This window comes from Pedobacter sp. BS3, assembly GCF_008274585.1.
In the GTDB taxonomy this organism is placed as follows: domain Bacteria; phylum Bacteroidota; class Bacteroidia; order Sphingobacteriales; family Sphingobacteriaceae; genus Hufsiella_A.
Genome location: NZ_VTRT01000003.1, coordinates 338,564 through 361,405 on the forward strand (window position 1 = coordinate 338,564; position 22,842 = coordinate 361,405).

Here is a 22,842-nt window from a genome sequence, read left to right on the forward strand (position 1 = left end):
AATTACAGGTAATGGATGCTTTGTGGCCCCTGGCTAAACAACAAGTCGACAATACTCAGGTTTTTTAAAAATCCGCACTTATCTTCAAATACCTGAAAATACGGCTTAAAATCGCCTTCGGGCTCCTTTTTTGGATGTATGCTTTCGCGAAGATCGAGCATATCGGGATAATGCTTTTCGTAAGCCGTTGTTTTTTGCCAGGTGATATTGATTTTGAACAATTGCAGCAGCAATTGAAGCAATTGCTCATTAAGATCAAACAGGTAAGTGAATTTTTTTGAGTAAAAAGGCGCTAAGCTATCTTCATAAAACTCGAAAAACGATGATGTCCGATAACAAGTTTGCAGGCTCATCCAGTGAATGCGCTGCCAGTTAAAGTCGTTGCTTATTTTTACATCCTTAACGCAAGTATGCACTTTAGAGCCTTTCACTACAGGCACAATCAGGTCAAGGCGTCCGTTTGGCGATTGTATGCGGGCACGGTTACGATAAGTTTGTTTCGGAAAGTGCTCGTATTGTTCTATCAGGATATTTTGCTTATTGGCGATCAGCTTCTTGAAAAAATCTGTTGGTGGCAGGTAAAATAATGGTAAAATTGCGCCTTTATACATTGTAACACTTATGTTTGTAACACTTTTGCCAAAGGTACAGTATTAAACTGCTGTAGCCAATACACAATTAGCGGATGAGGAAAAGTTTATCGGGTATTATTTCATTTTTTCTTTACCTGGCATCGCTGCTGCCGTTTAGGGCGCTGTATGTATTAGCCGATATAACGTATGTGCTCATTTATTATATAGTGGGTTATCGCCGGCAGGTGGTTAAAATCAATCTGCAAAACGCGTTTCCTGAAAAGAGTGTTGCCGAACGTAAAGCCATAGAAAAGAAGTTTTATCGCTTTTTAAGCGACCAGGCTTTTGAGATATTAAAAATGCGCAGCGTCTCCCCGGCATGCATCAAAAAGAGATTCGTGTTAAATAACCTGGATGAATTAAGGCAGCATCTTGATGCCGGACGGGCGGTGATTGGCGCTACCGGACATTATGCTAACTGGGAATGGGGAACATTGATCATTAGCCTGGCTATAGATAACCCGATCATAGTGGTTTATAAGCCGATACAAAACCAGGGGTTTGAAACCTATATGAACCGGATGCGAGCCCGGTTTGGTGCTCATTTGGTGGCCATGAAACGTACATTACGCAAAATTGTTGAATTTAAAGGTCAGCCATTTCTTGCGCTGCTGGTAAGCGATCAAACACCGGTTCAGGGCGAGACCCAGTACTATACCCGGTTCTTAAATCAACCCACTGCTGTGTTTCTGGGTGTTGAAAAGATTGCCAGGCTGAACAACAGTCCCGTAGTTTTTTGCCACATAGATCGTTTAAAACGAGGTTATTATAATTGTACATTCAAAACATTAGTGGCCGACTCTGCTCAAACCGCCCCGCATGAAATAACAGAATTACACACCCGCGAGCTTGAGAGGATCATCCGGCAAAAACCCGAACTATGGCTTTGGTCGCACAGGCGCTGGAAGTTTAAACCGAAAGAAGAAACGGCACAATCATGAGTTATCCTAAAGTTGCTGTAATCATCCTGAACTGGAACGGACAAAAGTTCTTAGAGCAATTTTTGCCTTCGGTTTACAATTCAAGCTATCCAAATTTAGAGATCATTTTAGGCGACAATGCCTCTACGGATGATTCCGTGGCTTTCACCAAACAGGTTTTTCCGAGGATCACCATTCTTCAGAATGATAAAAACTACGGCTATGCCGGCGGTTACAATCACATCATCGACCGTGTTGAGGCAGATTATTATGTGCTGCTAAACTCGGATGTAGAAGTGACCGAAAACTGGATCGAACCGGTAATTGCGATGATGGAAGCCGATCCAACCATTGCCGTAACACAACCCAAGCTCCGCTCCTATTACCAACGCAACCAGTTTGAATATGCCGGCGCTGCCGGCGGCTATATAGACCGCTATGGTTACCCGTTTTGCCGCGGACGTATTTTTGACACCATAGAAACCGATACCGGCCAGTATGACGATAAGGCCGAAATATTCTGGGCATCGGGCGCCGCTTTGTTTATCCGCAGCTCCTGCTGGAAAGAAGTTAAAGGGCTTGATGCCGGATTTTTTGCTCACATGGAAGAAATTGACCTGTGCTGGCGTTTGAAAAACCGGGGTTATAAGGTAATGTATTGTCCTGATTCTGTGGTTTATCATGTTGGCGCCGGAACGCTGAACAGCGACAGCCCGCATAAAACCTATCTCAACTTCAGGAATAACCTGGCCATGCTGAAAAAGAACCTGCCGGCAGGCCAGGCTTTTGTTATCATATTTATCCGTTTCTGGCTGGATTTCCTTTCGCTGCTGCGCTTTGTGTTTCAGGGAAAATTTGGATGTGCCAGGGCCATCAGCAAGGCTCACATTCATTTTTTAGGTAACCTGGGCAAACATTCTTCCAAAGAAGAAAAAGATAAAAGCCGGTTTAATAACGCAGGTTTTTATAGGGGCAGCATTGTATGGCAATATTTTATCAATAAAAAGCATACGTTCAGGGGGTTGTTTTTCTAAGGCTGTTATTGTGCAATTAGGTATATTAAGCGAACGTACCATATTATCACTTAATAATCTGCCGACGAAAAGGCTGAGTAATATCGAATATAGCCAATTCTTTTTCGAAATAACAGGCAAAAATAGTTACACTTTCGGACAACTATCATTACCTTTGTATAAGGTATGAACAATGCGAAGATAAGAACTGTGTTCCTGTATAAACATTACTTCACTGATTTCTTCGAGAAACAGAGGCAAAAAGTGAAGGACAAAATTCTGTGGACATTTAGAATAATTGAAACGCAGTCACAAATACCTCAGGAATATTTAAAACATCTGGAAGGTACAGATGGACTTTACGAGATAAGAGTTCAAACAGGAAGCGATATATTTCGATTTTCTGCTTTTTTGACTACGGAAAACTCATTGTGCTGGCCAATGGATTTCAGAAAAAGACACAAAAAACACCCAAAACGGAAATTGAGAAAGCATTAAAAATAAAGAGGGAATATGAAAAAGAATAGTAATTTAAAATCGCTTGACCAATTTGTCGAAGAACAATATGGTAAGCGAGGCACTTCAAAACGTGATAAATTTGAAAAGGGATATGAAGCATTTAAACTTGGTTTTCTTATCCAACAAGCCCGGCTTGAAAAAGGAATGACGCAAGAAGAACTTGCTGAAAAGTGTGGAACAAACAAGGGCTATATCTCTAAAATAGAGAATAATATTAAAGAAGTTCGAATTTCAACACTCCAAAAAATAGTCGAACTCGGACTTGGTGGACATTTGGAGCTTTCCATAAAGTTATAACAAACAAAAAATTAGTTCAATTATATTTTGCAAAAATGAAAATGTTCATTTAAACTATTCCTATCTCACAAGCTCAAAATGCAATAGGAAGCAGAAAACAGAAAATAATATCACAACCCTTGACGAAATTCTCGATAAGAAATACGGTAAGCGGGGAGCAAAAAAAAGAGAGCAATGGGAACAAGAGTTTGAAGCATTTCAGCTTGGTGTCTTGCTTGAAGAAGCAAGACCTAACTTGTTTCTCTCAAATAACCAACTCAAATTATTCTAAACCAAAACTGCAATTATTTCAGGTTAAACCGCTATTTATCAGACATTTTTACAGAAATAATTTAAATCTAACCGACAAAATTTCCGGAAGCAGGAAACTAAACGTACATGGCAACTGTTTTGATGCTAACTTAGTACTATGAACTTCAACAACTTTACCATCAAAGCACAGGAAGCCATTCAAAAGGCTTCCGAAATTGCGGTTGGCAATCAGCAGCAGGCTATTGAAACCGCACACCTGTTAAAAGGTTTATTAACGGTTGATGAGAACGTGGTTAGCTACCTGCTAAAGAAGCTGAATGTGAACATTAACCGACTGAATAGTGTACTGGATGCACAAATCCAGAGCTTCCCCAAAGTAAGCGGAAGCGAAGTCTATTTATCATCAGGCGCAAACAGCGCTTTGCAAAAAGCACAATCGTATCTCAAAGAATTTAAAGACGAGTTTGTATCTGTTGAGCATATTTTGCTTGGCCTTTTAAATACCGGCGATAAGGTAAGCGGCATGCTGAAAGACGCTGGCGTTACCGAAAAAGACCTGAAAAAAGCCATCACCGAGTTACGTGGCGACAGTCGTGTAACCGACCAGAACGCTGAGGCAACCTATAATGCGCTCAACAAATATGCCCGTAACCTGAACGAATACGCCGAAAGCGGTAAACTCGATCCGGTAATTGGTCGCGATGAGGAAATACGCCGTGTAATACAGATACTCTCCCGCCGTACCAAGAACAACCCGATATTGATCGGTGAGCCCGGTGTAGGTAAAACCGCCATAGCCGAAGGTATCGCTTTTCGTATCATTAAAGGCGATGTTCCCGAAAACCTGAAGAGTAAAACCGTTTATTCGCTGGATATGGGAGCACTCATTGCCGGAGCCAAATACAAGGGCGAATTTGAGGAACGCCTGAAAGCCGTAGTGAAAGAAGTAACCCAGAGCGATGGCGAGATCATCCTGTTTATTGATGAGATCCACACACTCGTGGGAGCCGGTGGTGGCGGCGAAGGCGCTATGGACGCGGCCAATATCTTAAAACCTGCCCTCGCCCGTGGCGAGCTGAGAGCCATTGGTGCTACCACGCTGAACGAGTACCAGAAATATCTTGAAAAAGATAAAGCGCTGGAACGACGTTTTCAAAAGGTAATGGTAGATGAGCCGGACACCCAGGATGCCATTTCCATTCTGCGTGGGCTGAAAGAGCGGTACGAAACCCACCATAAAGTGCGTATCAAAGACGAAGCCATTATTGCGGCCGTCGAATTATCGCAACGCTATATTTCAGACCGCTTTTTGCCGGATAAAGCCATCGACCTGATGGACGAAGCGGCTTCAAAGCTTCGCCTGGAAATGGACTCTGTACCCGAAGAAGTCGATGAGCTCGACCGCCGGATCATGCAGCTGGAAATTGAACGTGAAGCCATCAAACGCGAAAAAGATGAAAAGAAAGTGGCCGATCTATCCGAAGAAATAGCCAACCTGTCATCGCAACGCGATTCGCTAAAAGCTAAATGGCAAAGCGAAAAAGACCTGGTTGATAAGGTGAACACCCAGATCGAGCAGATTGAAACGTATAAGCTGGAAGCCGAGCAAGCCGAACGTGCCGGCGATTACGGAAAAGTGGCCGAGCTGCGTTACGGTAAGATCAAAGAGGCTCAGGATGAGGTTGAACGCCTGAAAAAAGAGCTTGAAACCCAGCAGCATAACGAAAGCAGGATGCTGAAAGAAGAAGTCACCGCCGAGGATATTGCCGGCGTTGTATCACGCTGGACCGGCATACCGGTTACCAAAATGGTGCAGAGCGAACGTGAAAAGCTGCTTCACCTGGAAGAAGAGCTGCATAAACGTGTAGCCGGTCAGCAGGAAGCCATCGAAGCCATATCCGATGCCATCCGCCGTTCACGTGCCGGGCTGCACGATAAACGCAAGCCAATCGGCTCCTTTATCTTCCTGGGAACAACCGGTGTGGGTAAAACCGAGCTGGCCAAGGCTTTAGCCGAGTTCCTGTTTAATGATGAGCATGCCCTGGTACGTATCGACATGAGCGAATACCAGGAACGTCACGCCGTTTCACGCCTTATTGGCGCCCCTCCGGGATATGTTGGGTACGATGAAGGCGGTCAGCTAACTGAAGCCGTGCGCCGTAAGCCGTACAGCGTTATCCTGCTGGATGAGATTGAAAAGGCTCACCCCGATGTATTCAATATCCTGTTACAGGTACTGGATGATGGCCGCCTGACCGATAACAAAGGTCGTGTGGTGAACTTTAAAAACACCATCATTATCATGACCTCGAACATCGGCTCGCACCTTATCCAGGAAAACTTTAAGGATATAAATGAGGATAACCAGGAAGAGATCATGGCTAAAACCAAAAACGAGCTGTTTGAGCTGCTGAAACAAACCATCAGGCCCGAATTTTTAAACCGTATAGACGACCTGATCATGTTTACTCCGCTTGGCCGCGATGAGATACGCGAAATTGTGGATCTGCAATTCAAAGGCGTACAGCAAACCCTGGCCGAAATGGGTATCCAGATCGAAGCATCGCCCGAAGCGCTGGACTGGCTGGCTCAGCTGGGCTATGATCCGCAATTTGGCGCCCGTCCGTTAAAACGGGTTATCCAGAAACGCATTTTGAACGAGCTTTCGAAAGATATCCTTGCCGGGAAAGTAGATAAAGACAGCAAGATCAAGCTGGATGTGTTCGATAATCACTTTGTGTTCATGAACCAGTAATACTCCGGTTATCTCATTTAAGTGACGGAAGATAGCGGGCAGCCCGAAAAGCGGGGAAACAAATTCATAAACCTGGTTATCAGTGATGATCCCGGCAATGCCTTTGTCGATAAAACCGGGGTGAAGGATTTTCTGGCTATGCCTGGGAAACGCCGGTACCCCGCTCTTCGACATCAGCCCTATCAGATAACCTGGTATCAAGCAGATAAAAGGAACGTGGAACAACTAAGAGAACTTGTTAGCAGCCTGAACAAGAGATCACCTGTAAAAATCGGGGAAGTGATTTCGTAAATTGAATAGATATTCAGACAACTTCCTGTTCGCCCGGTATTTTGAAACAGGTAAGTCAGAATAGCTCAAAACGATGCCTGGAGCCTTTTAATCTTTAAACAATCGCCCGCACTGATACGTATATTAATATAATCATCGTTATCTGTTTATGAATAAACTGCTTTTAGTTGCCATTATGGCTATAGTGTATGCCGTACCAGGTATGGCACAAAACCCGGATGCTGTAACCGGCATTTGGTCCAGTCCTCACGGTAGCGGAAGAATACAGATCTATAAAAAAGGAGCTCAATATTTTGGAAAGCTGGTATGGATCAAAGAACCTAACGACGAGAACGGAAAGCCCAAACACGATATCCATAATCCCAATAAAAATCTGCGGTCCGCTCCTGTTATCGGATTAGATGTATTGAGAAACTTTAAATACGATGATGGTGAATGGGTAGACGGAACCGCCTACGACCCCAAATCCGGGAAAACCTACAGCTGTAAAATGTCATTAGAAAACCCCGATCGACTCAATATACGGGGTTATATCGGCATTAGTTTATTAGGCAGAACAGAAACCTGGTCGAGAGTGAAGTGATTTAATTGTTAGTTGGCTGGGGGTATATGGCCGGTTTTGCCCACTTATCATAAATTCGTAAATCTAAAATCGTAATTCGCAAATCCCTTATGCCTTAAACCCTTTACCTTCTACCCTCCTACCGTTTAACGGTGTTCTTTAAGTTCTTGGGTATAAATCGCGTTAATATCCTTAACGGGATTGGATAACAGGTAAACCGGCGTACCTTTTTCGCTGGCATGCGGACTGCTTACTTCGCCAACTTTTAGTATTTTCTCAAATGCCGAAAGCCATACTTCATTGTTACCGGCGTAAATGATATGTTTAGGTCTGATGGCTTCGGGAGCCCAAAGCATATAGCTGCTGCTGGTACAAATTACCGGGGGCAGATTTCCTGATTTGCCTAAATGGTCAATAGCGCCGGCAAGCCCGTAATTATCGGCAAGAATAATGGTGGTATCCTGCTCATCTCCCTGATGCTCCCAGGCGGTAACCGTGTATTGGGCAATTTCATCCCATCCCAACATATCGGCATAGGTTTGGTTGATCTCATGGTATTCCTGGTCGCTCCACTTCAGGGGAAATTTAATGTGCAGCCTATGGTACGTAAAGTCAAACAATGATAAAGTAGCAGGTAAAGGTAAAACCGGAATTGCCAGCGGCACAAATACCAGTGCCGGGACAAGGCAAACGGTTAACAGCACATAATGCGTTCGCTCTGATAAACGCATCAGTAATTTCTGCCAGGCTATTCCTCCTGCTGCAAATAAGGGCAGATAAGCGCCAAAACTGTATCGCAATTTAGAATGCAGCAATAGCAGTATGATCTGTATAATGATAAATGCAACCGACACAAAGGTGTATTTTATCCGGGTTCTGCTAACAAACAGGTAAACCAAACCCGGCAGCCAGATGAGTATCCCGGTAGCATAAATCAATACCTGTTCCAGCAAATAATCGTATGTGCTAATATAAATTGCCAGCGAATAGTACAAATGCTTAAAATGCGCTATAGCCGGGAAATGATGCTGATACTGCCATAATAAATTGGGCAGGGCAATCAGGAACGCCAGTAAAAGCGCTATAAAAACATGTTTGTTGAGTATGTATTTGCGCTGTGGAGAAAAAAGCAGGGCAATTAATAAACTGATAGCATACACGGCAATCGTATAATTAGTCAGCAAACCAAATCCAAAGGTCAATGCAAACCAGTAAACATAGTTAATATGCCGGGTCTGTACGTACTTAACCAGTAAATAGGCAATAACAATCCAGAAGAACTGCTCAAAAACTACCGGTTGCAGCAGATACTGGCTTCCCATAAAAGCCGGTGAGAATATGGCTCCCAGGCAGGCCACGCTTACAGCAAAACGTTTACCGCCAAACGCGATAGTAAGCAGACCGGTAAAATAGGTAGTAAGCGCACTAAAAATTGCGGGAAACAACCTGTACGCATACAAGCTATCACCGAATAAATGCCCTGATAACCAGGCTATATATCCTGTAAAAGGCGGCGCTTCGTTATATCCCCAACCTGGATGCTTGCTATAAGCAATATATAATAATTCATCGCGGTGAAAACCCAAATGTCGGTTGGCTAACAGATTGATAGCCAGTTTTAAACAAGCGTATAGCAGAATTAATTGCGCTTCTCTGGGGTTTCGCCGAAAAACAGACATCCATATCAGTTGGTTGCCTTAAAGATATATAAATTTATAATAACACGATAAAAAATGTATTAATGTTACAATTAAAAACTACTGCATAGTATATTCTTATATTTATATTAAATCCTTTATATTTCGGGGTCAAACACTCCCTTGTAACGGATACATGAAAAGCCTTTTTATTTGCCTGCTGAGTTTGTCGCCCCTGTTCGTCGCATCGCAAACCATCAATGTTACCCGTTTGCAATGTCAAAATGCAAACAATCCGCTGGGCGTAGAACAGCCCAACCCGGCCCTAAGCTGGCAGCTTACCAGCAACCAGCGAAATACGATGCAAACGGCCTATCGTATTTTGGTTTCTGATGATGTGAACCTGCTCAAAAGCAATAAGGGTAATATCTGGGATTCAGGGAAAATCAATTCCCAGTCGTCTATACAAGTGAAATATACCGGTCAAAAACTAAAGTCTGCCAAAACATACTACTGGAAAGTAAAAGTATGGGATAATAAAGGTCGTGTTTCAGATTGGTCAGACAAAGCTTCCTGGCAAATGGGGCTTCTAACCGCGGCAGATTGGAGTAAAGCGCAATGGATTGGCTATAACAGGCTACCGGATTCTGCACGGATTGTCCCGGCTTTACATTCACTAACCAAAGCCGGTAAAAATGTGCGCCTTAAACGGGATATTCTGCCATTGTTACGAAAAGAATTTACGGTAAGCACTTCTGTAAAAAGCGCTACCCTGTTTATATGCGGACTTGGGCAATTCGAGCTAAGCCTGAACGGAAAAAAAGTTAGCGACCATTTTTTAGACCCGGGCTGGACTCAATATGATAAACATGCATTATATGTAACGTTCGATGTAACCAAGATACTGCAACATGGAAAAAATGCGTTGGGCGTACAGCTTGGCAATGGCTTCTACTATATCCCTAACGAGCGCTATACCAAAATAACAGGCGCCTACGGCTTTCCCAAAATGCGATGTAAACTGATGATTGAATACCGAAACGGCGCTGTTGAAACCCTGGTTAGCGATACCTCCTGGCGTACGCATGAAAGTCCGACTGTTTTTTCAAGTATTTACGGTGGCGAAGATTATGACGCCCGCTTGGAGCAGAGCGGATGGGATAAACCGGGCTTTAACGACCGGCATTGGCAGCAAGCGGTCGTTGTTGACGGGCCTCCCCTGCTTCATTCGCAAACTGCCGAACCCGTTAAACTGTTCGATGAACTAAAACCACAAAAAATCACACAGCCTAAACCTGGTCTGCGGGTTTACGACCTTGGACAAAATGCGTCCGGTATTCCCGCTATCAGCGTAAAAGGTAAACGGGGAAGCGTCGTCAAAATCACTCCGGGCGAATTGCTCAATCCGGATGGCACGGTAAATCAGTCGGCTACGGGAAGACCTAACTACTTTAGCTATATCCTAAAAGGTGAAGGAGTGGAAAGCTGGCAGCCTAAATTTACCTATTATGGTTTCAGATACGTGCAGGTAGAAGGCGCAGCGCCAGCCCAGGAACATATTGACAGCCTGCCGGTTTTGTATTCCGTTAAGGGATTACACAACCATTACGATGCCCACGCCGATGGTACATTCTGGTGCTCGGACACCCTGTTTAACAGTACTTATAAACTGATAGACTGGGCGATACGGAGCAATATGGTGAGTGTACTTACCGACTGTCCGCACCGCGAAAAGCTCGGCTGGCTGGAAGAAGCACACCTGATGGGCAGTTCCGTTCGCTATGCGTATAACATTGCCTCCTTAGGCCGTAAAATTACCCACGATATGATGAATGCACAAACCGGTGAGGGTTTAGTGCCTGATATTGCCCCTGAATATGTACAGTTTAGCGGTGGCTTTCGCGATTCGCCCGAATGGGGCAGCAGCGCTATTATTTTGCCCTGGTACCTGTATCACTGGTATGGCGATATCGAAAACCTGAAAATGGCCTACCCCATGATGAAACGATACATCGCTTACCTGGATAAAAAATCCGAAAATCATATCCTCTCCTACGGTTTGGGCGATTGGTTCGACATTGGCCCTAAACGTCCCGGCGAGTCGCAGCTTACTCCAAAAGGCGTAACGGCTACTGCCATCTATTATTACGACCTCGATATTATCCGGCAGGTAGCCGCTTTATTGGGTGAAAAGCAAGACGCTGAACAATATGGTGCTTTGGCTGCTACGGTTAAAAAATCGTTTAACGAACAGTTTTTTGATAATAAAACGGCTCAATATGCCAGTGGAAGCCAGGCGGCCAACGCTATGGCGGTTTATATGAAGCTGGTTGAACTTTCTTACAAAAACGCTGTTGTGGCCAATCTGGTTAAAGATATCCGCGACCGGAATAACAGCCTTACGGCCGGTGATGTGGGTTTCAGGTATGTTTTACGGGTGCTGGAAGATGAAGGTTATCCGGATGTAATCTATGCCATGAACAGCCGCTCGGATGTGCCCGGCTATGGCTATCAGCTTGCTCATGGCGCTACCGCGTTAACCGAATCGTGGCAGGCTTACGGCTTTGTTTCCAATAACCACTTAATGCTTGGTCATTTAATGGAATGGTTTTACAGTGGTCTGGGCGGTATCCGTCAGGCGGATGGTTCTATCGCTTTTAAAACGATTGAGATCAGGCCTCAGCCCGTTGGTAGTGTCACTGCGGCAAAGGCATCATACTCCTCTCCTTACGGGGTAATCCGCACGGAATGGAATAAATTACCCAAAGGTTTTAACCTTACCGTTGAAATTCCAGCTAATGCTACAGCCCGTATCTATCTTCCGGCAAACGCCAGACAACAGGTTACCGAAAGTGGAAAGCCGGTTGAAAAGCTAACGGATATTCGTATCGCCGAAAGGCAGGAGAATTGCCTTGTTTTAACTGTTGGCTCCGGGAAATATCAGTTTTTGGTTAACTAAAAATGCCGGAATTGTGGTTCCGGCATTTTGTTGTATTAAAATAAATGAGGTTTAGATAGACCCAATGTGCTGAACAAGGTCAATCAGCTTGTTAGAGTAGCCCCACTCGTTATCGTACCATGATACCACTTTAACAAAGGTGTCGCTTAACGCGATACCGGCCTTGGCATCAAAAATTGATGTACGGGCATCACCTAAGAAATCCTGCGAAACCACTTCGTCTTCAGTGTAACCTAAAATACCTTTCAGCTCACCTTCCGAAGCTTCTTTCATGGCTTTCTTAACATCATCATAAGATGCCGGTTTGGCTAGGCGTACGGTTAAATCTACCACAGAAACATCGGCCACAGGCACACGGAACGACATACCGGTCAGTTTACCTTTTAATTCCGGTAATACCAAACCTACCGCTTTGGCTGCCCCGGTTGATGATGGAATGATGTTCTGGTATGCGCCACGTCCGCCACGCCAGTCTTTATGCGACGGGCCGTCAACGGTTTTTTGTGTAGCTGTTACGGCGTGGATAGTGCTCATTAGGCCTTCCAGGATGCCGAATTTATCGTTCAATACTTTTGCAATTGGCGCCAGGCAGTTCGTGGTACACGATGCGTTTGATACAATAGTTTGCTCTGGTTTTACCTGCTTGTGATTAACGCCCATTACAAATGTCGGGGTATCGTCTTTTGCGGGTGCAGACATTACTACTTTTTTAGCACCTGCCTGGATGTGCTTTTGCGCATCGGCCTGGGTTAAGAATAAACCGGTAGACTCGATGATGATCTCAGCGCCTACCTCGTTCCATTTCAGGTTTGCCGGGTCTTTTTCGGCAGTAACACGGATGGTTTTACCGTTAACCACTAAATGACCGTCCTTCACCTCAACGGTTCCTTTAAAAGCTCCATGGGTAGAATCGTACCGTAACATGTAAGCCATGTACTCGGGGTCTACCAGATCATTTATACCAACAACTTCAATATCGCTTCTTTCGCTGGCAGCTCTGAATGCCAGACGGCCAATACGACCGAATCCATTAATTCCAATTTTCATATTTGTACTAATTTTTATTTATGTAATAATTTAAAACGTTATATATCGGCGCTTTTACCACCGATTGTATCTCCATTCCGTTTTTATGCGCTGTTTCGTGCAGCCAGTCTTCAAAACCGGCGGCTACCGTACCGGCAAAATGTAAGGGATTGCCTGGATGCTTCTTGCTTAACGGAATGATATAATTTTTAAAATACTGGTCGAAACCTGTACTTACTATTTGCTTAATGAACGGATCTTTTTTGTTATCCATCAAAAATTCGGAAAACGAGCCTAAAAATAATATTGGATGCGGGTTCCGGTAAACTTTTTCAAGGATGTACTTGCGATCATAATTATATTTGTATATAAATTTCTCTCTGAGTGCGGCGGGCATCTCATTTACCAGGAAGCTTTTCAGCAACTTTCTTCCGATCCAGTTTGACGACCCTTCATCATTAAGAATAAATCCTAAGCCGTAATTGTTTTTTTTCAGGTGTTTTCCGTTGTAATAAGCGGCATTAGAACCGCTGCCTAATATACCAACAATACCTTTACTATCGCCACAGGTTCCCAAGGCGGCCGCTTTCATATCGGGCTCAACAACTACCTTACTGTGAATAAAAAAGGCTTCCAGTGCATTGCTAACAATGCTTTTTTGCTCTTTAGAGGTTATGCCGGCCCCAAAAAAATAGATCTTTTTTATTTTTTCGGCGTGGGTTATCAGCTCATTGTTTTTATTGAGCAGTTGTGTGATAACCTTTTCATCGTCGAAATACGGGTTTATACCTATTGTTCTGAACTCGGAAACCAGCGTATGTTTTTCGGCCAGTTTCCAGTTTGCATACCGCGAACCACTGTAAACAACGGCGATCATCTCAAATAGTAAGCACGTTAGCCATTTCCAACAGATCTTCCTCCAGCTTAAAGGTAGAATGATTAATTGCCTCGCTCAGATCGGTGAGCTGCACTTTATTGTTTTTTAGCCCTACCATTTTCCGGGTTTCGCCATTCAGCAAGGCATTAACAGCGCCATATCCTAAACGGCTGGCCAATACCCGGTCAAAGCTGCTGGGATTACCGCCCCGTTGTAAGTGGCCGAGAATGGTAACCTTAATATCGTAAAACTGTAATTTCTCTTTTACCCGCTTGGCTACGTTGTAAGCTCCACCATTTTTATCCCCCTCGGCAATAATTACAATGCTCGATGTTTTATTACTGTCGTATCCCTGCTCAAGCTTTGTAATAAGGTCTTCTATGGCGGTATCTTTTTCAGGAAGAAGAACGGCTTCTGCCCCACCGGCAATACCGGCCCACAAAGCGATACTTCCGGAATCACGTCCCATAACTTCTACAAAGAAAATGCGATCGTGAGAGGCTGCTGTGTCCCTGATCTTATCAATGGCTTCAATAACAGTATTGTTTGCCGTATCATAGCCTATGGTAAAATCAGTTCCGTGCAGATCATTATCTATGGTACCGGGAATTCCAATTACCGGGATCCCAAACTCTTTGGAAAGCAGCTCAGCGCCGGTAAATGTACCATCGCCACCTATGGCAACTAAGGCATCAATACCTTTTTCTACTAAATTTTTATAGGCTTTTTCACGGCCTTCCGGTGTTCTGAATTCCTGGCAGCGGGCTGTTTTTAACATCGTTCCGCCGTGCTGGATAATATTGCAAACTGAGCGGGCATCCATATCCAGGAAATTTTTATCAATCATGCCCTGATATCCCTGTACAATACCTACCATTTGCTTACCTTTATATAAACCAGTACGTACTACTGCCCTGATGGCAGCATTCATCCCGGGAGCATCGCCTCCTGATGTATAAACAGCTATTTTTTGTATGGATTTCACTAAGTGATTTAAATAATGTGAGCACGAATATACTGTGTATTTTTTACACTAAGGTAATTTTTGTAATAATTTTTTCCACTTTTATCTAAATACCCGAAGTTATTATTGATAATTATTGACTTTCAGTTTGTTATATTGTATAGGCTGAATCGCCGTAAAATGAGCAACAAAATCAGATCGCCTAACCTGCATTCATACTCCTGCAGCCAGTAGCAGGATTAACAGCAGACCATGCGTGTTGCTGCCCCAGGCTCATAGGGTGCCATCCGGCTAATCAGAATTAGCAATCAATATATTAGATATGGGGTTTGAAATGAGTCAATTAACATTTATTTATAATCCAGGTTTCATTAGATTAAGCAGTAATAGAACGCTTATTATTCCATATTACATGAATAGAAATGCGTCATTATTCGTATCCATCAAGAACAAACATTGGCTGAGAGCCGTCTCCAACAACTGCTAGGTTTTATACAATATAGTCTTATACCTTTTGCATAATAGTTGACTTTTAGTCGGCTACTTTTTGAGCCTGCACTTTATCAAATTTTAATTTTCTTTGCTTTAATCAGGGAGGTATAATTTGGATTTATATGCTCTTTAGTGAGCATTTGATATAGCCGCATCCAGCCATCGTGTTCAAAGGTTTCTCTCAATCGAGCTTTTTTCTCTTCAGGAGACAATGTCAATATAGAGCTTTTATAGAAAAACAATTGCTTGTCACTATTATAAAGCTTATCACTCTCTATTAACGTCAACTTATTTAAACCATAATCTGGTATATCTAAAACATTATTTTTAAACGTATATGCATGTGTTTTAACAGTGTCAACACCATCTTCTACTATATCTCCATAGTACACTGTTCTTAAAATCTCAACCTCTTTACTGGTTTTAAAATACAGTTCAAGCTCTGTGATATAGGTTACCTTTTTTATATCTAAACTATTACCAAGAAGAATATAAAGCTTTTTCCCTCTCAATAAATCTGATGTAGTATTAACACAAGACGTTACTAACATCAATAACAGAAATAAAGATAAATAACTTTTCATCTCTAATTGTCAATGTTAACGCCATATTCACTGAAGCACCCGGCCATTAATTTGGTAAAATGATCCTTATTATCCGGTAATGCTTGCTTCATATCTTCAACCCTCGGATATTCAGTAATAAGTTTATCAAGAAAACAATCTGCAACTTCATTCTTATGGGCAATAAGACGTTCATCGCCGATATTTCCTATAAGAAAATCTACATATTCACGAGTTTTCTGTTTATCTATTTCACTCCAATCATTGGCTGCCAACCGTATTGATGAATTTGGTAAGCTGATGTACGCCTCGCACCAATCACTTAAAGACCTGTACGAAGTATCCGGAAAAGAGCTGGACACTATTGTAGAATTTGCGTTAACACGCGATGATGTGGCCGGTGCACGCATGACCGGCGCCGGTTTCGGCGGTTGTGCTATCGCGTTGGTTAAAGGCGACTCTTTTGATGATTTCAGCGAAAAAATAATCGCTTATTATACCGACAAAATCGGTTATGCACCTTCGGTTTACAATTCGCTGATTGGCGATGGCGTGAAAGAACCATAATGCGCAAACTGAAACTGGAAAAATTAGGGCGGGTAAGTGTTCCCGAATTTCGGGAGCAGGAAAAACTGCCTGTTGTTATTGTACTCGATAATATCCGGAGCATGCATAATGTGGGCTCGGTATTCCGGACAACTGATGGTTTTGCCGTTGAGGAGATTGTACTTTGCGGCATTACGGGGCAGCCCCCGCACCGTGAAATTGAGAAAACGGCTTTAGGCGCTACCCATTCTGTTGCCTGGACGTATGAGGCTCATACCGTAACAGCGGTAAATCGCTTGCGAAAGGATGGTTATCAGCTTATCGCTATAGAACAGGCCGAGAACAGCACGATGCTTAACCATTTCCAGCCTGATACAGGTAAAAAATACGCTCTGATATTCGGCAACGAGGTAAATGGCGTTTCCGACGAGGTGATGAAACTTGTTGATACCTGCCTGGAAATTCCACAATTCGGAACTAAACATTCGTTCAATATCGTGATATCAGCTGGCATTGTGCTGTGGGATTTTTTTTCAAAACTGAATGTAAAAGAAAACTAACATATCCGGTATTGTTAAATTATTAACCCTATAACGATATCTAAAATTTCATAAGTAAATCACAATCAATCATTTACGATTAAACCCATTGGGTTAATAATATACAAACGTCATAGGTTTTTAAAACCTATGACGTTTAAAACTATGTTTTAACAGACGAAACACTATTTACGCCAGGTTAACCCGATTTTTACGATAGTGAAAGCTCATAAACTCTCCTACAAATTCAGCTCAAGCCCCGCCGATACAGTTCGTGGCCGGGGCAATGTTCCCCAATCTATTCCCCGGTTAATCACGCTATCGCCGTACGTATCAATATCCGGATCATAGCCCGAATAGTTGGTTATAGTGAAGATATTGGTAGCAGAAAGATATACCCTCAGCTTCTTTACTTTTGAATTCCGGTTCATTGCAAAAGTGTACCCAGCAGAAATATATTGAAGCCTGAGAAAAGAAGCGTCTTCAACGGCCCAATCAGGAACACGCGTATTAATTGGAGCATTTATTAAATTACTATAGGTCGCTCTCGGATACAGGTTACTGCTGCCTGGCCCTGTCCACCGGTTAGTATAGGCATCCTGCGACATATTGTAATTGTTGTAGGTATTATTGGTATGTGTAACCCATTTATTGAGGTTCAAAAGCTCATTTCCATAACTTCCGGTAATACCTAAGTTAACCGATATTTTTTTATAGCTCACAGCCGCGTTTAGCCCGTAAATAAAATCAGGATACGGGTTGCCTGTTACTGTTCTATCGGCATCTGTGATCTGGCTATCATGGTTCCAGTCTACCCATTTAATATCGCCCGGCTGGGCGGTAGCTGCTTCCGGGCCCGCGGCAACTTCTGCCGCAGTCTGGTAAATTCCATCAGTTTTATACGTATAAAAGGAAGATACTGTATTACCGGATTGCGCTGTTTGCACCACCATACCCAAACCTGAATTATAAGAAGTATAATAAGCCTGCCCCGCTCCTGCAATGCCTTGAGGAAGGTTAAGTTTATTACGCATGAAAGCGATATTGCCGCCAATGGTTACCGACCAGTTTGTTTTACAGAGCAAATAATTTCCGGTAATCTCCAAGCCGCTGTTGGCTATTTCACCCATGTTGGTATAATAACTTATCCCACCCGGTGCGCTAACATTTATTAACATATTACTGACATTTTTTCTGTAATAGTCCAGCGAAAAATTCCATGCGTTACCCGCTAAACCAATATCAGCGCCAATATTGAAATTTTTCACCAGGGATGGTTTCAAATTCGCGTTATTCATATCAGAGAGAACGTAGCCCGGTCCAACAGTGCTTCCCGGATAATAAACAAGTGACCCTGTCTCTACATAATTAGCAGATCTCACATATTCGATACCGGCCACACCATAACCGGTGCGCAGACGAAGCAACGAGATAACTTGCCAGTTAAAGTTCTTTTCGTTGGATATTGTCCAGTTAAAACCGGCTGAAGGAAAGAGTTTCCACCTTGAGTCCGGGGCATATCGCGACATGCCCTCGTAAGTTCCTGTCAATGTCAGAGCGTAGCGCTTATCATAGTCGTATCCGACACGGGCTTTAATGGAATGAAGACCGGCATTATAGCTCGAATAAGAGCGACTGCCCTCATAATCAAATAAGCTTGTACCGTTAACCGTTTCATTTTTCCATTTCTGCCAGGCATATATCGCGGAAACATCAAATGTATGCGCCTGCCGGGTCTCACGGTAGTTCAATTCATTGAAAATAGTGTATGATGTATTTTTATTCCCGTCATGAACGGCTACCTCATCTCCTGAAGTTGTTCTGACAAGCTCATTTTTAGCATGATAACGGTCTATCCCCGCAAGGAAATTATACGTCCATTTTTCGTTAAAGTGATACGATGCGTTAATGTTTCCCAGCAGTATATCCAGCTTTGCATCATTTTTATTTAGGTAAAAAGTAAGTGCGGAATCAGAAAATGCCGGATTATTTTCCAGGGGACTGTTGATGAGGGCAAAAAGCGGGGCGAAATTGGTTTCGCCAAAAGCCGCTTCCGTGGTATTTCCCGCATAGTTATGTCGTGTACCTGAATAGTAGGAACGCAAACCTACTTTCAGTTTTGAACCAAAGGTATGATCGGCATTGATTCGTAACCCTCCTGTCAAATAATCAGATTGCGACGCGATAGCATTCTGATCGTTATAATTACCGGAAACAAAATAATTGCTCTTATCATTACTGCCACTTAAAGAAAGGTAATGCATCTGAGAAAACGAGTTTTTGAACACCCTGTCCTGCCAGTTTATACTGTTTGCCGATAATGTATTTATCTGCTCATCGGTATACAACGGGCTTTGACCGGAATTCTGGCGACCTTCGTTAATAAACCGCATATAATCGCCGGCGTTTAATACAGATTGTTGCCGGGGTAAACCGGCCATATCCACACGGTTAAAGTAAGTCAGCTTACCTTGCTTTTTATCTTGCTTTGTGGTAATTTTAATAATCCCGTTACCAGCCATCGCTCCGTAAATTCCGGTTGTTGCCGCATCTTTAAGCACCTCAATCGTTTCTATATCTTCCAGACTTATCCCTCCTAATACATCCGTTGGCCGGGAATTATCTCCTGCAATGGTATGGCCCGGAGTTGCATTCAACACCTGCCCGTCTATCACAATCAGAGGATAATTACTTCCGGATATAGTCGTAATTCCACGAATATCTAACGTAGTTGCCGTGCCTGGCTGCCCGCTATAGGGCGTTACTTTCAGCCCGGCAACCCTGCCTTGTAAAAATCCGGCAATCGAATTGGCATGATAATCGGGACTGAGCTTATAATCGCAAACAGTAACAACAGATAAACAGGAATCATTAATGGTTTTTTCATGAGCATCCTGCGCTTTTAACAGTTGGGTAACAAATAGCGGAAACAAGATAAAAATCATTCTTATCCGCTGTAGGCGATAACGTAGATTTGTGGTCATAAGGAATTGGTTAATAGATGCTAAAGATGATTCTTTTTTAGTATAGATAAAAGCCAAAAAACTATAACTTTTGTAGAATACACCTTAACAGTAAAGAAAAAACAGGCAATTACCCTCTTAACTGTGGCAGCTATACCTTGATTTAAAACTCATATCAGCTATGCATAAACAAAAGCTCACTAATAGTATACAAGACTTTTTATTTAAACCCGTTTTACTTTCCAAATGATTACACTAAGTCCATTGTGATTATTTTTCCCCGAAGAGCACCCGAAGAACTCACAAGCTATAGCTTGCCGGGACAGCACATAGAAAACCATAAGACCATATATTTGTCGGTATTCCCTTAAAACAAAAACCCTGCTTATCATGCTTTAAACACAGAAACCAGGATTCCTTCCGGGTTACTTAGTGTATTGCTCCGGGACACATCCGGAAGTTTGGGGATTTTTCCCGAAGAAGTCCCGAACGTGTCCCGAAGAAGACTTCCCCCGATTTCCAGTTTTCATTAATCCTTAGTAGTTTTGGCCGCAACAAACTTTCAGTAAAATATGGATTACGACGTAATAGTTATTGGTAGCGGTCCGGGTGGTTATGTAGCCGCCATACGGGCGTCGCAGTTAGGGCTAAAAACGGCCATTGTAGAACGTGAATCGTTAGGTGGCATCTGCCTGAACTGGGGCTGTATACCAACCAAGGCATTACTAAAAAGCGCACAGGTTTTTGAATACATCAATCACGCACAAGAATACGGAATCAATGTACAGCAGGGTCAGGTTGATTTCAATGCGGTTATTAAACGCAGCCGTGGCGTTGCCGAAGGCATGAGCAAAGGTATCCAGTTCCTGATGAAGAAAAATAAAATTGACGTGATCATGGGAACCGCCCGCATTAAAAAAGGCGGGAAAACCGAAGTAAAGCTGGCCGACGGATCAACCAAAGAATATACCGCGAAACATACCATACTGGCTACCGGCGGCCGCTCACGCGAATTGCCGAACCTGAAACAGGACGGTAAGAAAGTGATCGGATATCGCCAGGCCATGAACCTGCCGGAACAGCCAAAATCAATGGTTGTTGTGGGTTCAGGAGCTATCGGAATTGAGTTTGCATACTTCTATAACGCTATAGGCACTAAAGTTACCGTGGTAGAATACCTGGATAATATTGTTCCGCTGGAAGATGAGGAAATATCAAAAGCCTTGGCCAAAAGCCTGAAAAAAGCAGGTATTGATATCATGACCGGCTCCAACGTCGAATCGGTTGATACATCCGGCAACGGCTGCAAGGTGCAGGTAAAAACCGCATCCGGAACGCAAACGTTAGAGGCCGACATTGTGCTATCGGCCGTAGGGGTAACGCCAAACCTGGAAAATATTGGCCTGGAAGAAGTTGGCGTAAAAGTTGAAAAAGGTAAAGTGGTGGTTGACGATTTCTACAAAACCAACGTAGAGGGCGTATACGCTATTGGCGATATTGTTAAGGGACAAGCGCTGGCCCACGTTGCTTCCGCCGAAGGTATTACCTGCGTGGAAAAAATAGCCGGACATCACCCTGAACCTATTAATTATAATAACATTCCGGGTTGTACCTATTGTTCGCCGGAAATTGCCTCTGTAGGTTATACAGAGAAAGCCGCCCGCGAAGCCGGATATGAAATCAAGGTAGGTAAATTTCCGTTCTCCGCATCCGGAAAAGCAAGCGCTGCCGGAGCAAAAGACGGCTTTGTGAAGGTAATATTCGATGCCAAATACGGCGAATTCCTGGGTGCGCACCTGATCGGCGCCAACGTAACCGAAATGATCGCCGAAGTAGTTGTTGCCCGCAAGCTGGAAACCACCGGAATAGAGATCATCAAATCGGTACACCCGCACCCTACCATGAGCGAAGCCATTATGGAAGCTACCGCCGACGCTTACGGCGAAGTGATACACTTGTAAGGTAGAAGGCGGAAGGTGTGAGGCGGAAGGTTAAAAGACCCAAGCCGAGCATTGCAGAATGCTATACATCCCGGCAACAAAACCCGTACAAAACCCTTTGATTCAGCCGAAGGGTTTTGTACTTTTATGGCATAACAGCCTTAAACCGTATACCTCTGACCTTAAACCCTTACCATGAAGCTATATACCATCGATACGGAACTTTTCAAACTGGATGGCGGGGCTATGTTCGGCGTGGTTCCTAAAACCATCTGGAACAAATCTAACCCGGCTGATGAAAACAACCTGTGCACCTGGGCCATGCGTTGCCTGCTGGTTGAAGATGGTAACCGCCTTATTCTGATCGATACCGGTATCGGTAATAAGCAAAGCGAAAAATTCTTCAGCCATTATTATCTCCACGGAAATGACACGCTGGATAAATCGCTGGCGAAATATGGTTTTAACCGCGATGATATTACCGACGTTTTCCTTACCCATTTGCATTTTGACCATGTTGGCGGCGCTATTATCCGTCAGGATGATAAGCTGGTTCCCGCCTTTAAGAATGCCGTTTACTGGAGCAATGAAAAACACTGGAACTGGGCAGTTTATCCCAACGCCCGCGAAAAAGCCTCGTTTTTTAAGGAAAATATTCTTCCTATCCAGGAAAGCGGGCAACTGCGATTTATTGAAGAACGTGCTAACATCAGGTTTACTGACAATATTTCCGTAAAATTTGCTTACGGCCATACCGATGCCATGATGCTGCCGGTTATCCGGCACCGGGATAAAACCATCGTCTACATGGCTGACCTGCTGCCTTCTGTGGGACACATCCCTCTCCCCTATGTCATGGCTTATGATATGTTCCCGATGACCACGCTAACCGAAAAGGAAGCGTTCTTAAAGGAAGCACTCGATAATAATTATATTCTTTACCTGGAGCACGACCCAACGGTAGAATGTTGTACGCTACAGCTTACAGAAAAAGGCATACGTGCTAAAGACACATTTCCCTTAACAGATATTGGCTAATTCTTATTTCAGGCAGAAATAAACAGACTTTCGACTGACAAACATAAACCTTACAGA

Annotated in this window: 19 protein-coding genes and 1 pseudogene; 12 read left to right on the top strand and 8 right to left on the bottom strand. The window is 43.5% G+C overall.

What is annotated here, in order from left to right; all coding sequences use genetic code 11:
• Positions 1-2: 2 nt before the first annotated feature.
• Positions 3-611 carry a WbqC family protein gene (locus FW774_RS10195; RefSeq protein ID WP_149348079.1) on the bottom strand — a complete coding sequence of 203 codons (609 nt, stop codon included), beginning with the start codon at positions 609-611 and terminating at the stop codon, positions 3-5.
• A gap of 74 nt (positions 612-685) precedes the next feature.
• On the opposite strand from FW774_RS10195, the gene FW774_RS10200 reads away from it, so the two are divergent.
• The 7 genes and pseudogenes from FW774_RS10200 to FW774_RS10235 all read left to right on the top strand — a co-directional run bounded on the left by FW774_RS10200 (position 686) and on the right by FW774_RS10235 (position 7,262).
• A complete protein-coding gene (locus FW774_RS10200; RefSeq protein WP_149348080.1) occupies positions 686-1,573 on the top strand; it encodes a lysophospholipid acyltransferase family protein in 888 nt (295 codons plus the stop codon).
• A complete protein-coding gene (locus FW774_RS10205; RefSeq protein WP_149348081.1) occupies positions 1,570-2,586 on the top strand; it encodes a glycosyltransferase family 2 protein in 1,017 nt (338 codons plus the stop codon). The genes FW774_RS10200 and FW774_RS10205 overlap by 4 nt, the downstream gene beginning before the upstream one ends.
• A gap of 165 nt (positions 2,587-2,751) precedes the next feature.
• Positions 2,752-3,092 (top strand): annotated as a pseudogene (locus FW774_RS20885) (type II toxin-antitoxin system RelE/ParE family toxin).
• A complete protein-coding gene (locus FW774_RS10215; protein WP_149348082.1) occupies positions 3,079-3,381 on the top strand; it encodes a helix-turn-helix domain-containing protein in 303 nt (100 codons plus the stop codon). The pseudogene FW774_RS20885 and the gene FW774_RS10215 overlap by 14 nt, the downstream one beginning before the upstream one ends.
• Before the next feature lie 409 nt (positions 3,382-3,790).
• A complete protein-coding gene (clpB, locus tag FW774_RS10225) occupies positions 3,791-6,388 on the top strand; it encodes an ATP-dependent chaperone ClpB (protein WP_149348083.1) in 2,598 nt (865 codons plus the stop codon).
• 21 nt (positions 6,389-6,409) lie between these two features.
• Positions 6,410-6,679 carry a hypothetical protein gene (locus FW774_RS10230; protein WP_149348084.1) on the top strand — a complete coding sequence of 90 codons (270 nt, stop codon included), beginning with the start codon at positions 6,410-6,412 and terminating at the stop codon, positions 6,677-6,679.
• Between the two features lie 148 nt (positions 6,680-6,827).
• Entirely contained in the window at positions 6,828-7,262 is a 435-nt protein-coding gene (locus FW774_RS10235; protein WP_149348085.1) for a DUF2147 domain-containing protein, read from the top strand.
• Between the two features lie 125 nt (positions 7,263-7,387).
• Here FW774_RS10235 and FW774_RS10240 read toward each other — a convergent pair whose 3' ends face one another.
• Positions 7,388-8,920 carry an ArnT family glycosyltransferase gene (locus FW774_RS10240; RefSeq protein WP_149348086.1) on the bottom strand — a complete coding sequence of 511 codons (1,533 nt, stop codon included), beginning with the start codon at positions 8,918-8,920 and terminating at the stop codon, positions 7,388-7,390.
• Positions 8,921-9,074: 154 nt separating this feature from the next.
• On the opposite strand from FW774_RS10240, the gene FW774_RS10245 reads away from it, so the two are divergent.
• A complete protein-coding gene (locus FW774_RS10245; RefSeq protein ID WP_149348087.1) occupies positions 9,075-11,837 on the top strand; it encodes a family 78 glycoside hydrolase catalytic domain in 2,763 nt (920 codons plus the stop codon).
• Positions 11,838-11,888: 51 nt separating this feature from the next.
• Here the strand turns inward: FW774_RS10245 and gap are convergent, their stop codons facing one another.
• From gap to FW774_RS10270, 5 genes are all read right to left on the bottom strand, one after another.
• The gene (gap, locus tag FW774_RS10250; protein WP_149348088.1) at positions 11,889-12,884 is read right to left on the bottom strand and encodes a type I glyceraldehyde-3-phosphate dehydrogenase; all 996 of its coding nucleotides are present in this window, start codon (positions 12,882-12,884) and stop codon (positions 11,889-11,891) included.
• Positions 12,885-12,891: 7 nt separating this feature from the next.
• Complete coding sequence (locus FW774_RS10255; RefSeq protein WP_149348089.1) at positions 12,892-13,740, bottom strand: hypothetical protein; 849 nt, start codon at positions 13,738-13,740, stop codon at positions 12,892-12,894.
• 1 nt (position 13,741) lies between these two features.
• Positions 13,742-14,725 (bottom strand): 6-phosphofructokinase, encoded by a 984-nt coding sequence (pfkA, locus tag FW774_RS10260; RefSeq protein ID WP_149348090.1) that lies wholly within the window; start codon positions 14,723-14,725, stop codon positions 13,742-13,744.
• Positions 14,726-15,267: 542 nt separating this feature from the next.
• Complete coding sequence (locus FW774_RS10265) at positions 15,268-15,780, bottom strand: hypothetical protein (RefSeq protein ID WP_149348091.1); 513 nt, start codon at positions 15,778-15,780, stop codon at positions 15,268-15,270.
• 2 nt (positions 15,781-15,782) lie between these two features.
• Entirely contained in the window at positions 15,783-16,034 is a 252-nt protein-coding gene (locus tag FW774_RS10270; RefSeq protein WP_149348092.1) for a hypothetical protein, read from the bottom strand.
• Between FW774_RS10270 and FW774_RS10275 the strand changes: the two genes are divergently transcribed.
• Entirely contained in the window at positions 16,024-16,326 is a 303-nt protein-coding gene (locus FW774_RS10275; RefSeq protein WP_242457790.1) for a hypothetical protein, read from the top strand. The genes FW774_RS10270 and FW774_RS10275 overlap by 11 nt on opposite strands.
• Positions 16,326-16,865: an RNA methyltransferase gene (locus FW774_RS10280; RefSeq protein WP_149348093.1), complete on the top strand. Its 540-nt coding sequence runs from the start codon at positions 16,326-16,328 to the stop codon at positions 16,863-16,865. Before FW774_RS10275 ends, FW774_RS10280 begins: the two co-directional genes overlap by 1 nt.
• Positions 16,866-17,083: 218 nt before the next feature.
• Here FW774_RS10280 and FW774_RS10285 read toward each other — a convergent pair whose 3' ends face one another.
• A complete protein-coding gene (locus FW774_RS10285) occupies positions 17,084-19,828 on the bottom strand; it encodes a SusC/RagA family TonB-linked outer membrane protein (protein WP_149348094.1) in 2,745 nt (914 codons plus the stop codon).
• Positions 19,829-20,379: 551 nt separating this feature from the next.
• Between FW774_RS10285 and lpdA the strand changes: the two genes are divergently transcribed.
• The gene (lpdA, locus tag FW774_RS10290; protein WP_149348095.1) at positions 20,380-21,768 is read left to right on the top strand and encodes a dihydrolipoyl dehydrogenase; all 1,389 of its coding nucleotides are present in this window, start codon (positions 20,380-20,382) and stop codon (positions 21,766-21,768) included.
• A gap of 174 nt (positions 21,769-21,942) precedes the next feature.
• The gene (locus tag FW774_RS10295) at positions 21,943-22,785 is read left to right on the top strand and encodes an MBL fold metallo-hydrolase (RefSeq protein ID WP_149348096.1); all 843 of its coding nucleotides are present in this window, start codon (positions 21,943-21,945) and stop codon (positions 22,783-22,785) included.
• Positions 22,786-22,842: the final 57 nt, after the last annotated feature.